We start from the raw sequence: 13,448 nt of genomic DNA, 5'->3' as shown, positions 1-13,448 counted from the left end.
GTCTCGCGTCCCGTCGTGCCGGGCGTGGTGGCCGCGCGCGTTCTCAGTGGCCCCGAGCGGTCTCAGCGCATCGCGAGGACTTCCTCGAACTCCACGTACGCGTGGGCGTCGAAGAGCACGAAGCGCACCTCCTCGACCGGTTCCACCGTCTCCGCCAGGACCGTGCGCACCGCGATCCGCGCCCCGTCGTCCATCGGCCAGCCGTAGATGCCGGTGGAGATCGCCGGGAACGCGATGGACTTGGCTCCCAACTCGGCGGCCAGTCGCAGGGATTGGCGGTAGCACGAGGCGAGCAGCGCGGACCGGTCCTGGACGCCGGAGTAGACCGGGCCGACGGTGTGCACGATCCACCGCGCGTCGAGGCGTCCGGCGGTGGTGGCGACCGCCTGTCCGGTGGGCAGCCCCTTCCCGTAGTGCCCGGCGCGCAGTTCACGGCAGGCGGCGAGGATGTCGGGACCGCCGCGCCGGTGGATGGCGCCGTCGACTCCGCCGCCGCCGAGCAGCGAGGAGTTCGCCGCGTTGACGATGACGTCGACGGACTGGTCGGTGATGTCGCCGCGGACCAGACGTACGGCTGGGGAGACGGAGGTGCTCATACGGACATCATGCCGCGCCCCGGTGGCCTGCGCCGCCCGGTCGGAAGGAACCGTCGGACGCCGGTGGCCTCCCCCGCCCGGTCGGGAGGACCCGTCGGAGGGATGCGCGGCCGCTGCGCGCCGGGCGGTGACGCGCGGTCACGGCCTGTCCTCCGGCCGGCCGCCCGAGGGGCAGAATGCACCGGTACGCACCCATTCCGCCGGAGCGGGCGGCAGCCCGGGAGGAAGGCCACCTCGGTGCCCTCGAACAACTCGGTGTCCTCGGACGACTCCTCGTCCTCGGAGGCCACCGCATCCCCGCACGACTCCAGGCCGTCGGACCGCGCGCACATCGGCCGTCCGCCCGGCGACGGCACGTTCCTCGGCCGGCGCCGGGCGCGGCGCGAGCAGTTGGCCCGGCTGCGGGACGACGAGTCGACCCTGCTGAACCGGCTGTACGGAACCGAGTTCGAGGGGTACAGCTTCCCCGAGCCGCGCGACGTGGACGAGCCGACCGCCGTGGCCTGCATGCGGTTCGCCCTGCGGCAGGGGCGGGAGCTGTTCCTCGCCGGGGCGGAGACCCGGGCCATCGAGTCGGCGATCGTCGCGATCACCGCGCGGTGGGAGATGGACCACATGACGGTGGACGTCACCTCCCGTACCATCCAGGTCCAGTACGCGCCGCCGGGCGCCCACCCCCTGACGATGATGATGGTGACGGGGTCGGAGGACAGCAGGGACCTGCGGCAGCTCGACGATCTGAGCGCGCTGACGCACCGGGTGGTGGACAAGGGGCTGCGGCCGCTCGAAGCCGAGCACGAGCTGACCCGGATCATCTCGCGCAAGGGCTTCTGGCCCTGGTGGACGACGGTGCTGGGAGGGGCGCTGCTGGCGGCCATGCTGTGCGTGCTCGCGTCGGGCACGCCGCAGGCGGCGGTCGTGGCCCCCGCGGTGTTCCTGGTGAGCAACCGGTTCGGCTGGGCGCTGGGGGCGGGCGGGCTTCCGTCGTTCTACGTCACCGCGCTCCAGACCGCCGCGGTGATCGGCCTGACGATGTTCCTGGCGGACGCGCACGTGCTGACCGGGGGCGAGGCGGCGAGCGTCGCGGCGGCCAACATGGTGCTGCTGCTGCCGATCCTGTCGCTGGTGAGCCTCTCCGAGGAAGCCATCTCCGGGTTCCGGGCCATGGCGGCCGGGCGGCTGATCAGCGTGGGCATGTTCCTGGGGGCCATGGTCGGCGGGGTCGCCCTGGTCGGCTTTCTGCTGCGGGACGCCGACGTGGACGCGCGCAACACGGCGTTCAGGGCGCTGCCGTTGGCGTTGTCCCTGGTGACGTCGGCCATCGGTGCGCTGGGGAACGCGATCTTCATGGGCGGCCCGCCCCGGCTGCTGCCCTGGGCGGCGGGCGCGGGTGTGCTGGCCGGGCTGGTCAACGGCGTGCTGCACCAGGAGTTGGGGCAGCCCAGCCCGATGGCCGCCCTCGGGGCGGCGGCGGTCCTGGGCGCGGCGGCCGGGGCGGTGGCGCCGTCCCTGCACATCCCCTCGCGTTCCCTGGTGGTGCCCGGCATCGCGGGGGCCCTGCTGCCGGGGCCGGACGTCTACCGCAGCCTTCTCCAGTACGGGCTGCACGTGCCGGGGGCGGGCGGCTACGCGGTGCTGGCCTTCGTCACCACGGCCGCGATCGGCGTCGGGACCGTGCTCGGCAGCCAGTTGGGCGGCGCGGCGCAGCGCCGCTGGGCGCCCGCGTCGTAGCGGAAAGCCGGAGGACGTGTCCGGCGGATCGTGACCGGGCCCACGACGCCGGGTGCGGCCCGTCCGTTCCTGATCCCGCCCCCCCAGCGGCGACGGCCCCGTGCGGTGCGGAGGACGGGTCAGGACGAGGACCGCAACTGCCGCCATACGGCCTTGGCGGCGTGGTGGCCGGACATGCCGTGCACCCCGGGGCCGGGCGGGGTGGCCGAGGAGCAGAGGAACACCGCGGGGTGCGCGGTGGCGTACGGGACGCGGGCGAGCTTCGGGCGGATGAGGGTCTGGAGGCCGGCGAAGGCCCCGCAGGCGATGTCGCCGCCGACGTAGTTGGCGTTGCGGGCGGCGAGCTGGGGCGGTCCCGCGACCGCGCGGGCCAGCACCAGATCGCGGAACCCGGGGGCGAAGCGCTCCAGTTGGCGTTCGATGACCTCGGTGGCGTCGCCCTCCCAGCCCGCCGGGACATGTCCGTACGCCCAGAAGACGTGGCGCCCCTCGGGGGCGCGGCCGGGGTCGGTGAGGGTGGGCTGGGCGGTGATGAGGAAGGGCTTGTCGGGGTCGCGGCCCTGTACGGCGGCGCTCAGGGCGGCGTCGATGGCTCCGGCGGTGGGACCGATGTGGACGGTGCCGGCCCGGCGCGCCTGTTCCGCGGTCCAGGGGACGGGGCCGGAGAGCGCGTAGTCGATCTTGAAGGCGGAGGCGCCGTAGCGGTAGCCCCGGTAGGCGCTGCCGAGTCCGGCGATACGGGCGAGGGCCGTGGGGGAGGTGTCGAAGATGTAGGCGCGGGCGGGCGGGAGTTCGTCCAGGCGCTTGACCTCGCTGCCGGTGTGGATCGTGCCGCCGTGTTCGCGGAGCAGGGAGGCGAGAGCGTCGGAGATCGCCTGGGAGCCGCCGCGCGGCACGGGCCAGCCGTTCTCGTGGGCGGCGAGCGCGAAGACGAGGGCGATGGCCGAGGTGGCGAAGCCGCTGGTGGGCGCTATGGCGTGGGCGGCCAGCCCGGCGAAGAGGCCGCGGGCCTTCGCGCCGCGGAAGCGCCGGGCGACCCAGGTGGCGGGCTGGAGGCCGAGCAGCCCGAAGCGGGCCAGCCGGTACGGGTCGCGGGGCAGCCCGTCCCAGGGGGTGCGGAGGAAGTCGGCGGCCAGGGTGTCCCAGTGGCCGAGGAAGGGGGCCACGAGGCGGCGGTACGCGCCGGCGTCCGCGGCCCCCAGCGACATGGCGCTCTCGCCGACGGAGCGGGTGAGGGTCGCGGCCGTCCCGTCCGGGAAGGGGTGGGCGAGGTCGACCTCGGGGTGCAGCCACTGAAGTCCGTGCCGGGCCAGGGGCATCGCCCGGAACGCCGGCGAGCCGATGCCGAGGGGGTGGACGGCGGAGCAGGGGTCGTGCCGGAAGCCGGGGAGCGTCAACTCCTCCGTGCTCGCTCCTCCGCCGACCGTGCCGTGCGCCTCGTGGACCTCCACGGCGAGGCCCCGGCGGGCCAGTTCGGCGGCGGCGGTCAGGCCGTTGGGGCCGGCCCCCACGACGACCGCGTCGAGCATCGAGGTCACCTGGGACTCCTTCGTCGGCCGGCGGGCGGACACCCAGGATATTCGGGCGCACCGGCCGCACGGACACGGGACCCCGGGGCGGAGGGGGTTTCGGGGGTGCCCCCCTCGGCGGCCGGGCGGGCGCACCACCCGGCCCGCCCGCCCGGCCGCCGCCGGTCAGCCGCCCGAGCGCAGGGCGGCCAGGACGCGCCGGGCGGTCGCCTCGTCGCGGGCGGCCGTGAACGGCAGGTCGTTGCCGCCCGCGATCCGGAAGGGGACGCCGGAGAGCGTGGACTGCGCGCCGCCCGCCTCGGTGACCAGGAGCAGTCCGGCCGCGTGGTCCCAGGCGTACTCCCAGTTGAAGGCCGTCGCGTCGAGGTCGCCCCGGGCCACCGCCAGGTACTCCAGCCCCGCGGAGCCGCAGGGGCGGGCGGCGATGCCCTCGGTCCGCAGGCCGAGCAGGGCCCGCTTCTGGTCGTCGGTGGTGTAGTCGGGGTGCGACATGGCCACCTCCAGGACGGCTCCGGGGGCGGGCGCCCCGGACCGTATCGGCGCGCCGTTGAGCGTGGCGCCCCGGCCGCGTACGGCGACGGCCATCTCGTCCAGGACCGGTGCGTAGGTCCAGGAGGCGTGGATCTCGCCGTGCCGGGCGAGGGCGACGAGGGTGCAGAAGCCGGCCTCGCCCCGGACGAACTGGCGGGTGCCGTCGACCGGGTCGACGATCCAGACCGGGGCGTCGCCGCCGAGGGCGTCGTAGACCGCGGGGTCGGCGTGGACGGCCTCCTCGCCGACGACGACCGAGCCGGGCAGCAGGGCGGTGAGGGCCGCGGTGAGGTGCTCCTCGGCGAGGCGGTCGGCGGCGTGACCAGGTCGTGCGGGCCGCTCTTCTCGATGATCTCGTGGGCGGCGAGGCTGCGGTGGCGGGGCACGATCTCGGCCGCCGCGGCGGCGCGCACGGCGGCCTCGACCTCGGCGAGCGGTCCGGCGTGGCCGGCGGTCCCGTACAGGAAGTCATCGATCATGGGCCCAGCCAATCATGCCGGTACGAGCCCTTACCCCTCGGGTGATTGCGGACATCTCAGGCGTCCCGTGGGATGCCGGACAGTATCCGCAAAAGCTCGGCCCCGCACAAAGGACGCGTCAATTCCCGGCAGGAATTCTTGACTGCCGGGTAATAATCCGTTGCGTGACAAGTGGAGCCAGTGCGGTTACTGTTGGCGTGGATTCGGGGCCCGAACTCTCGTTTTGGTTCACCCCGTGCGGCCCTGAGCGGCCACCGGCTGGAACGCACCACCAGGGGGAGGAAGCCGTGCATCAGCCAGCCCACCCCTCGGGGTGGCGGGACACTTGCCGGACCAGGCGGATCACCGCATCGAACCACCGCGCGCCGGGCCGGTCCCGCCCACCGTACCGCCGCGGACGCACGCCGGGCTTACTGTTCCCGAGGATGTCACAGAGCCTTAACGTGCTCACCAAAACCAGGAATCAAAGGTCCGCGAAAGTGGAACCGCTCCTGGAGCGGAAGCGTCTTGTACCCGGATTCCCATATCCGCGCAGGCTGTCTACGCGCCAGTAATAAGTGGCGGCCCGGAATGTCATTACCGACCGAATATCCGACGGCATCCGGGCAACAATACAGCCGCGTGCCCGCGTGCGCCGCCGGCCCGTTCCCCGTCGTATCGGAGCGGACTTCCCGTCGGCTGCGCGGACATCCTCTCGCGGGCACGATTCAACATATTCACAACATGCCGAACGACACGCGGCCGAGCTGCCGCGCCGGGAGTACGAGGGGTTCAGGTATGGCCGAGAAGGGCGGAGGCGGACTGGTGGTCCTGCACTCGTCACCGTTGATACGCAAGGCGATTCTGGATCTGTTCCGGGGCGATCCGGCCGTCACCGTGCTGGGAGGCTGCCCCCACCCGACCGCGGTCGGCAGCCTCCCCGGCGGCCGGCCCGACGTCGCGCTCGTGGAGTACGAGCAGTGGCAGGAGGTCCTCGGCGACCTGGCGTACTGGAGCGACACCCGCGTCATCCTCTACAGCAGGGACAACGCGCCCCGCAGCGTGGTGGACTGCATCAGGGGCGGGGCCGCCGGGTTCGTCCACGAGTCGTGCCCGCCCGAGTCCATCGTCAAGGGGCTGCACGACGTGCTGAGCGGCCGCGGCTTCTGGCACCTGGGCGCGGACGATCCCCCGCCGAAGACCCGGAAGCCGGGTTGGGGCGGCGGCTGGAAGCTGAGCGGGCGCGAGGAGGAGATCCTCGGACTGTTACTGCGGCGGCGTTCCAACGAGGAGATCGCGCAGGAGCTGTGCCTCACCCAGCAGACCGTCAAGAACTACGCGAGCCGGGTCTTCCACAAGGTGGGCGTGTCCGGGCGCAAGGAACTGTTCAGAATGCTGAGGCCCTGCGGATGACCCCTCCCGCGAAGAGCACGCCCGAAGCGGAGGCGGAGCCGCTTCTGGTCGAGCACACCGGCCGGGTGGTCACCCTTACGCTGAACCGCCCGCACCGCCGCAATGCGATGTCCACCGCCCTGCTCGAACAACTCGCGGCCGAACTAAATCAGTTGACTGGCCGAAAAGACACTGCTCCCGGGGCACTGGTGCTCACCGGCGCCGCCGGGACCTTCTCCAGCGGCGCCGACACCCGTGAGCCCGACTGGCACGATCTGCAGCGCCGCGCGGTGCGGCGGGCCCATTTCCGCACGGTCTTCCAGGCGTTGCACGCGGCACCCTTCCCCGTGGTCGCGGCCGTCGAGGGGTACGCGCTCGGCGGCGGACTCGAACTGGCCCTGGCCTGCGACCTGGTGGTGGCGGGCGAGGGCGCGTCGTTCGGCCTTCCGGAGCTGGCGGTGGGCGCGGTGCCGGGCGGCGGCGCGGTCCACTCGCTGCTGCGCCGGGCGGGGCGGGGGGTGGCCGCGCGGATGCTGCTGATCCCCGGCGAACGCGTACGCGCGGACGAACTCGCCCGGCTCGGCGCGGTGGAGCGCACGGTGCCCGACGGTGAGGCGCTCGGTGCGGCACGGGCGTTGGCGGCCTCGGTGGCCGCCGGGGATCCGGCGCTCCTGGAGGCGGGGGTCCGTCTGCTGCGGGACTCCGGGCACCTGGACCGCACGAGCGCGCTCGGGGTGGAGAACGGCTACTGGTGGCAGGCCGCTTCGGCCGCGCACCGCGAGCCGGCTCCGCCCGCGGCCTCCCCTTCCTGACCACCCCGCACGACGGGGGCGTTTCGCGCCACCGCTGGTAGGCGCTTCGTTGCAGCAGGTGAGCCGCCCCGTTAGTCTGTTGATCAGATTCAGTAATCAGTGAATGTGCTGTACGTGCCGTACACCTGTCGCTGACCCCCCACCCCCCGATGCCCGCCGGACGACCCCGGCCGACCGTGGACGCACGAGCCGTGGGCGCAAGAGGAGAGCAGAAGAGACGTGACCCCTCTCATCGAATGTACGGACGTCACCAAGAAGTTCGGTGACTTCACCGCGTTGAGCCGGCTGAACCTGACCGTCCCCCAGGGCGTGGTCTACGGATACCTGGGCCCCAACGGGGCGGGCAAGAGCACCACGATCCGGATGCTCATGGGCCTCTCCCGGCCCACGTCCGGCCGGGTCCGGGTGCTGGGCCAGGACCCGACCGACCCCGGGGTCCGCGGACGCATCGGCTATCTCCCGGGCGAACTGCGGCTGGACGACCGGCTGACGATCGGGCAGACGCTGGCGTCCTGGGGGCGGCTGCGGGGCCTGACGGACACCGCCCACCGGGACGATCTCGTCCAGCGGTTCGGCGTCGACCCCTCGCGCAAGGTGCGCGGACTGTCCACCGGCAACCGCCGCAAGGTCGGCCTGGTCGGCGCGTTCATGGCCAGGCCGGAGCTGCTGATCCTGGACGAACCGACCAACGGGCTCGACCCGTTGATGCAGCAGGTGTTCCTCACCGCCGTCGAGGAGGCCCGGGACAACGGACAGAGCGTGCTGCTCTCCTCGCACATCCTCTCCGAGGTCGAGCGCGTGGCCGACCAGGTCGCGGTGCTCCAGGGCGGCAGGCTCGCCGCCTCCGGCCCGACGAAGGAGCTGCGCCGCCGGGCCGCGCAGCGCTTCCACATCGCCTTCGCCGAGGGCGAGGAGGTCCCGCTCACCGGTCTCGCGGCCCTGGACGGGGCCTCGGCCGTGGAGCGCCGCTCCCCCGACGGCCAGGAGGTCTCGCTGGCGTGGGCCGGCTCGCCCGACGCGCTGCTGGCGTTCCTGGCGGGCCGCCGGATCACCACGCTCACCGCGCCCGAACCGGACCTGGAGGAGGCGTTCCTGGAGTACTACCAGAACGACGCCCCCGCCGGCCGGGGCGCCGCGGCCGAGGAGCCCGCCGGCCCGGTGCGGCAAGGCGTCTCCGGCGGTTCCTGACCGGTCCCACTCCTGATCCGCCGGACGCACCCCGGGGCGTCCGAGGCGGACACCACAGCCGCGGGTCTCACGTCACCATGGCCGCTCCCCCCGGGCCGGCCGGAAGGGAAACACACCATGTCATCGCCCAGCTCGGAGATCTTCCGGCGCGGAGTACAGATCCAGAAGCGCACCCTGATCGCCTGGTCGGCCGCGCTGGTCCTGCTCGCACTCTCCGTCGTCGGCGCCTGGCCGTCGATGGAGAAGTCCGGCGCCCTGGAGGACTTCGCCTCCGGCGTCTCGCCGGAGATGGCCGCGGCGTTCGGGATCGACCAGATCAGCAGCGCCAGCGGCTACCTCAAGGGCAACCTCTACGCGGTCCTGCTCCCGCTGCTCCTCGGCCTGATGGCCGTGACCGCGACGGCGGCCCTGACCGGCGGCGACGAGGAGGCGGGACGGCTGGAACTACTGCTCGCGCTGCCGGTCGCCCGCCGCACCGTCTTCCTGGTGCGCTTCCTCTGCGTCGCCTTCGGACTGGCCGTCACCAGCGTGCTGGTGTGGCTGTCGGTGTACGGCTCCGTCGTCTCCTTCGACATGGACGTCTCCGGCGGCGGGGTCGCGGCCGTGACGCTGACGGTCGGACTGCTGGCCGTGCTGCACGCCGGTGTCGCGTACGCCGTCGTCGGCTTCGGTCTCGGCCGCGGCCCGGCCCTCGGCGTGGCCGCCGGCGTCCTCGTCGTCGGCTATCTGCTGCACGCCATCGCACCGATGTCCGACTCCCTGGAGCCGCTGTCGAACGTCTCCCCGTGGGAGTGGGCGCTGGGCGGCGACCCGCTGGTCAACGGGGTCCCGTGGGAAGACCCCCCGCCCCCCCCCCCCCCGGCCCGCCGCGGCGCCCCGCCCCCCCCCCCCGGGGGGGGGCGGGGCCGCTGCCGTGTGTACGCGCGCGCCTACCCCGGGGAGGCAAGCAGCTCGGCCGAAAAGTGAGTACTGGCGGTCATCAAAGTTGGCACGTATGAGTACTTGACGGCCATATTTTGGCTCATGTAAGGGCAGTTAGCTTCGGTCCATGGACAGCAGCCGAGACCCTTCCCCGGACCCCTCCGATCCCGTCGTGCTGACCGGCATCGGGTGCGTGCTGCCCGGCACCCCCGATGTCCATGCCTTCTGGAACCACGTCTCCACCGGAACGTCACAGGTGAGCCGGTTGGAGAAGCCGGCCTTCGCCGCCGCGGGGCTGCCGGTGCACGCGGCCGCGCAGCTCGGTTCGTTCGACACCGCCTCCCGGCTGCCCGACCTCGCTCCGGCGCACGCCGCGAAGTACAACCGCGACATCCTGGCCACCATGGCCGCCGTCGGCGACGCGCTCGCGGACGCCGGGATCGCCCGCGGCCAGATCGCCCCGGAGCGGCTGAGCATCGTCCAGTCCTCCTCCCGCGGCCCGCTGTCCTGGTGGGCCGAGACCATCACGGCGGGCCCGGAGCAGGACCCGTACGCCGGCAAGGCGACGGCCATGTTCCGGGGTCTCGCCGGCTGCCCGGCCACCCTCGCCGCCATCGCCGTGGGGGCGAAGGGCCTGGTCACCACGGTCAGCAGCGCCTGCGTCGGCGGCCACCACGCGATCGGCCTCGCCCTGCGCGAGCTGCGGTCGGGCAGCGCCGACGTGGTGCTCGCCGGGGGCCACGAGTTCCCGATCACCCCCGAGGTCGCCCGCTGCTACCTGGGGCTCGGGGACGGCGTGCTCTCGCCGGAACGCGACGACCCGGCCACCGCCGTCCGGCCCTACGACCGCGACCGGCGCGGATTCGCCCTGGGCGAGGGCGCGATGACGCTCTGCCTGGAGCGCGAGTCGTCCGCCCGGGAGCGCGGCGCCCGGATCTACGCACGGGTCCTGGGCCACCGCGCCCTCAACGAGGCCCACCACGCCACCAGCATGGACCTGGTCGGGGACGTCACCGCCTCGGTCGTCTCCGGAGTGCTCGACGACGCCGGGCGCAAGCCGGAGGAGATCGGCTACGTCTGCGGCCACGGCACCGCCACCCGGTACAACGACCTCGCCGAGAGCCGCGCCCTGCGCCGGCTGCTGCCGCACCACGACGACGCGGACCTTCCGCCGCACGGCTCCAACAAGCCGATCTACGGCCACACCTTCGGCATGGCCGGAATCATCAACGTCGCCGCCACCTCGCTGATGCTCCACCACCAGCGACTGGCCCCGACCGCCAACCACCGCACGCCGGACCCCGAGTGCGACCACGACCACGTCGCCGAGGGGCCGCGCGACACCGAGCTGGACCTCGCCGTCTCGCTGTCCTTCGCCTTCGGCTCGCAGACCTCCGTCATGGCCCTGGAGCACGCATGACCACAGCGCCCGAACGTCCCTCCGCCGCCGACCGCCCCACCGGCCCCTACCTGGCCGACGGCCCCGACGACCTGGTACGCCGCTTCGTCCGCGCCGGTGACCACGTGCACGCCGCGGCGACGATGTCGCGGCCCAACGCCCTGCTGAACGCGGTGTGCCGCACCTTCGCGGGAAGCCGCAGCCTGACCGTGAGCACCACCGCCGTGCACTCCAGCGCACACGCGCTGGCCCTCTCCGGAGCCGTACGCAAGGTGATCACCGGCTTCGTCGGGGACACCTACCCCGCGCCGCGCCCCAACCGCCTCTACCGCGAACTGGCCGAGGGCAGGCCGTTCGAGATGGAGATGTGGTCGCTGCTGAGCTACACCCAGCGGCTGATGGCCGGGGCGCTCGGCCAGCCCTTCGCCACCACCGGCTCGATGCTCGCCGAGACCGACCTCCGGCACGGCAAGGAGGGCGTCCTCCACCAGGTGCCGCACCCCGAGGACCCGGAGCGCACGGTCACCCTGCTCAGTCCGCTGCGCCCGCGCCTCACCCTCTTCCACGGCGTCGTCGCCGACCGCCGGGGCAACGTCGTGGCCGTTCCCCCGCTGGGCGAGGGCGCCTGGGCCGCGTACGCCGCGACCGACGGCGTCCTCGCATCGGTGGAGGCGATCGTCGACGACGAGGTGATCGCGGCGATGCCGGACCGGGTGGTGATCCCCGCCGCCCGCGTCCTCGGGCTGTGCGAGGCGCCGCTCGGCGCCCACCCGCAGTCGCTGCGCACGGGCGGGCTCGCCGGGGTGGACGGCTACCTCGACGACTACGCGTTCCTCACCGACATCGTGGCCGCCTGCAAGACCCCGCAGACCGCCGCCGCCTGGTACGAGGAGTGGGTCGGCGGGATACCCGACCACGCCGCCTACCTGGAGAGACTCGGCGCGACGCGCCGCTCCGAACTGGTCTTCCCCGCTCCCCCGGGCACTGCCGCCGCGGGGAAGACCCCCTCACCCGAGGACCTGGACGCCGCGCCCAGCGAGCAGGAGCAGCTGATCGTGCTCGGCGCCCGCGCCGTCGCGGACCTGGTGCGCGAGCGCGGCTACGACACACTGCTCGCCGGGATCGGCACCTCGCACATGTCGGCGTGGCTGGCGGCCCGGCTGCTGGCGGACGAGGGCGTCCAGGTACGGGTGGCCGCCGAGCTGGGCCTGCAGTCGATGGACCCCGAGCCCGGCGACGTCTTCCTCTTCAGCCAGCGGCACGCGGAGCGCTCGCAGATGCTGGCCGGGGTCGCGGAGACGCTGGGCGGCGCGGTCGCCGCCAACCCCCGCTGCCTGGGGGTGCTGTCGGCCGCCGAGATCGATCCGGGCGCCAACATCAACACCACCCTGCTGCCGGACGGCCGGTGGATCACCGGCTCCGGCGGGGCCAACGACATCGCCTCCTCCGTGGACTGCGTGGTGATCGCCCTCGCCTCGGCCCGCCGCTACGTCCCCCGGCTGACCCACCTGACCAGCCCGGGCCTGCGGGTCCGCGATGTGGTCAGCCAGTTCGGCCGTTTCACCCGCGCGGGGGCCGGGGCCGCCTTCGAGCTGACGAGCTGGCTGCCGCCAGTGCCCGGCCGGGGCCGCACGGAGGCCGACCTGCCGGACGGGCCCGAGGCCGCCGTACGCGACCTCACCGGCTGGGACTTCCCCGACGGCTCCACGGGGGTCGGCGCGTTCCTGACCGACGAGAAGTCCGTCACCACCGAAGAACTCTCGCTCCTGCGCACCATGGACCCGGAAGGCTTCTACCGATGACCACGACCGCCGAGACCGTTCCCGACCCGGCGACGGCCCACCTGCGGCCCCTGCCCCCGACCGCGATCGCCCCGGTGCGGCTCGCCGGGATCGGCCACTACTTCCCCGGTGAGCCGATCACCAACGCCCACTTCGAGCAGCTCGACGCGCTGGGCATCGACGACGCCTGGATCCGTGAGAACACCGGGATCGTCAGCCGCCACTGGCCGGCCGACGAGAAGGAGCGCGCGGTGGAGATGGCGGCCCGGGCGGTGGACGACGCGCTGAGCGCCGCCGGTCTTGGTCCGGACGACATCGACCTGGTCATCGGCACGACGTCCACGACCCGGCCGCGCACCAACCCCTCCAGCGCCACCAACAACTACATGGACATCTCGCTGCCGCTGCAGAAGCAGGCCGGGCTGCGCCACGCCACCTGCTTCGACGTCACCTCCGTGGCCTGCGCGGGCTTCATGTACGGCACCGCGACGGCCGCCGCGATGCTCCCGGCGCTCGGCATGCGCAACGCGCTCGTCGTCTGCGCGGAGAACCCGCGCCCGATCCTGAACTTCGACTACCGCTACTCGGCGCTGTTCGGGGCGGGGGCCGCCGCGGCGGTCTGGTCGGCGGACACCGCGGAGTGCGGGCTGCTGGACGTGGCGCTGCACGCGGACGGTTCGTACTTCGACGCGTTCGACATCGACGAGAACGACAAGATGCTGATGCGCGGGCGCGAGGTCGGCGCGGTCGGCCCGAAGCTGCTCTCCCACGTGGGCCGGGAGATCCTGGAGCGCAACAGCCTGACGGTGGACGACGTCGACTGGTTCGTGCCGCACCAGGGCAACCTGAACATGATCAACCAGGTGTGCCGGACGCTGGAGATCCCGCGCGAGAAGCTGCTGACCAACATCCAGGAGCGCGGCAACACCTCCAGCGTCTCCATCCCGAGCTGCCTCTCCGAGAACCTGCGCGCGGGGAAGATCCGCTCCGGCGACCTCGTCGCGACGATCGGCATCGGGCGCGGCTTCAGCTGGGGCGCGATGCTCCTGCGCATCCCGTGAGCCCGCACGCCCCCACCTCCGCCGGGCGCTCCCCGGCACCACCGCACAG

The 13,448-nt window shown here is 73.3% G+C and carries 10 protein-coding genes and 1 pseudogene; 8 read left to right on the top strand and 3 right to left on the bottom strand.

Features of this window, described 5'->3' with window-relative positions:
• Positions 1-62: 62 nt before the first annotated feature.
• Positions 63-596, bottom strand: a complete 534-nt coding sequence (locus IF19_RS0102640) for an O-acetyl-ADP-ribose deacetylase (protein ID WP_030113704.1) — start codon at positions 594-596, stop codon at positions 63-65.
• 237 nt (positions 597-833) lie between these two features.
• Between IF19_RS0102640 and IF19_RS1000000138640 the strand changes: the two genes are divergently transcribed.
• Positions 834-2,327, top strand: a complete 1,494-nt coding sequence (locus IF19_RS1000000138640; RefSeq protein WP_267882438.1) for a threonine/serine exporter family protein — start codon at positions 834-836, stop codon at positions 2,325-2,327.
• A 119-nt stretch (positions 2,328-2,446) separates the two neighbouring features.
• Here the strand turns inward: IF19_RS1000000138640 and IF19_RS0102630 are convergent, their stop codons facing one another.
• Together IF19_RS0102630 and IF19_RS01000000134490 are read right to left on the bottom strand one after the other, a co-directional pair.
• Complete coding sequence (locus tag IF19_RS0102630; protein ID WP_030120856.1) at positions 2,447-3,865, bottom strand: phytoene desaturase family protein; 1,419 nt, start codon at positions 3,863-3,865, stop codon at positions 2,447-2,449.
• Between the two features lie 156 nt (positions 3,866-4,021).
• A pseudogene (locus IF19_RS01000000134490) lies at positions 4,022-4,866 on the bottom strand (inositol monophosphatase family protein).
• Positions 4,867-5,643: 777 nt separating this feature from the next.
• Between IF19_RS01000000134490 and IF19_RS0102620 the strand changes: the two are divergent.
• From IF19_RS0102620 to IF19_RS0102590, 7 genes are all read left to right on the top strand, one after another.
• Entirely contained in the window at positions 5,644-6,258 is a 615-nt protein-coding gene (locus tag IF19_RS0102620) for a response regulator transcription factor (protein ID WP_030113702.1), read from the top strand.
• Positions 6,255-7,049 carry an enoyl-CoA hydratase/isomerase family protein gene (locus IF19_RS0102615; RefSeq protein WP_030275882.1) on the top strand — a complete coding sequence of 265 codons (795 nt, stop codon included), beginning with the start codon at positions 6,255-6,257 and terminating at the stop codon, positions 7,047-7,049. Before IF19_RS0102620 ends, IF19_RS0102615 begins: the two co-directional genes overlap by 4 nt.
• 219 nt (positions 7,050-7,268) lie before the next feature.
• Complete coding sequence (locus IF19_RS0102610; RefSeq protein WP_030113700.1) at positions 7,269-8,237, top strand: ABC transporter ATP-binding protein; 969 nt, start codon at positions 7,269-7,271, stop codon at positions 8,235-8,237.
• A gap of 117 nt (positions 8,238-8,354) precedes the next feature.
• Positions 8,355-9,203 carry an ABC-2 transporter permease gene (locus IF19_RS0102605; protein ID WP_248782503.1) on the top strand — a complete coding sequence of 283 codons (849 nt, stop codon included), beginning with the start codon at positions 8,355-8,357 and terminating at the stop codon, positions 9,201-9,203.
• Positions 9,204-9,285: 82 nt separating this feature from the next.
• On the top strand, positions 9,286-10,578 hold the full coding sequence (locus IF19_RS0102600) for a beta-ketoacyl-[acyl-carrier-protein] synthase family protein (protein WP_030113698.1): 1,293 nt from the start codon (positions 9,286-9,288) through the stop codon (positions 10,576-10,578).
• Positions 10,575-12,359, top strand: a complete 1,785-nt coding sequence (locus IF19_RS0102595; RefSeq protein ID WP_050493667.1) for a CoA-transferase — start codon at positions 10,575-10,577, stop codon at positions 12,357-12,359. Before IF19_RS0102600 ends, IF19_RS0102595 begins: the two co-directional genes overlap by 4 nt.
• On the top strand, positions 12,356-13,399 hold the full coding sequence (locus IF19_RS0102590; RefSeq protein WP_030113696.1) for a ketoacyl-ACP synthase III: 1,044 nt from the start codon (positions 12,356-12,358) through the stop codon (positions 13,397-13,399). The genes IF19_RS0102595 and IF19_RS0102590 overlap by 4 nt, the downstream gene beginning before the upstream one ends.
• Positions 13,400-13,448: the final 49 nt, after the last annotated feature.

The organism is Streptomyces californicus (genome assembly GCF_000717645.1).
Lineage (GTDB): Bacteria > Actinomycetota > Actinomycetes > Streptomycetales > Streptomycetaceae > Streptomyces > Streptomyces californicus.
The sequence above is the reverse complement of the archived record's forward strand: the minus strand, read 5'-3'. Positions and strand labels throughout refer to the sequence as shown.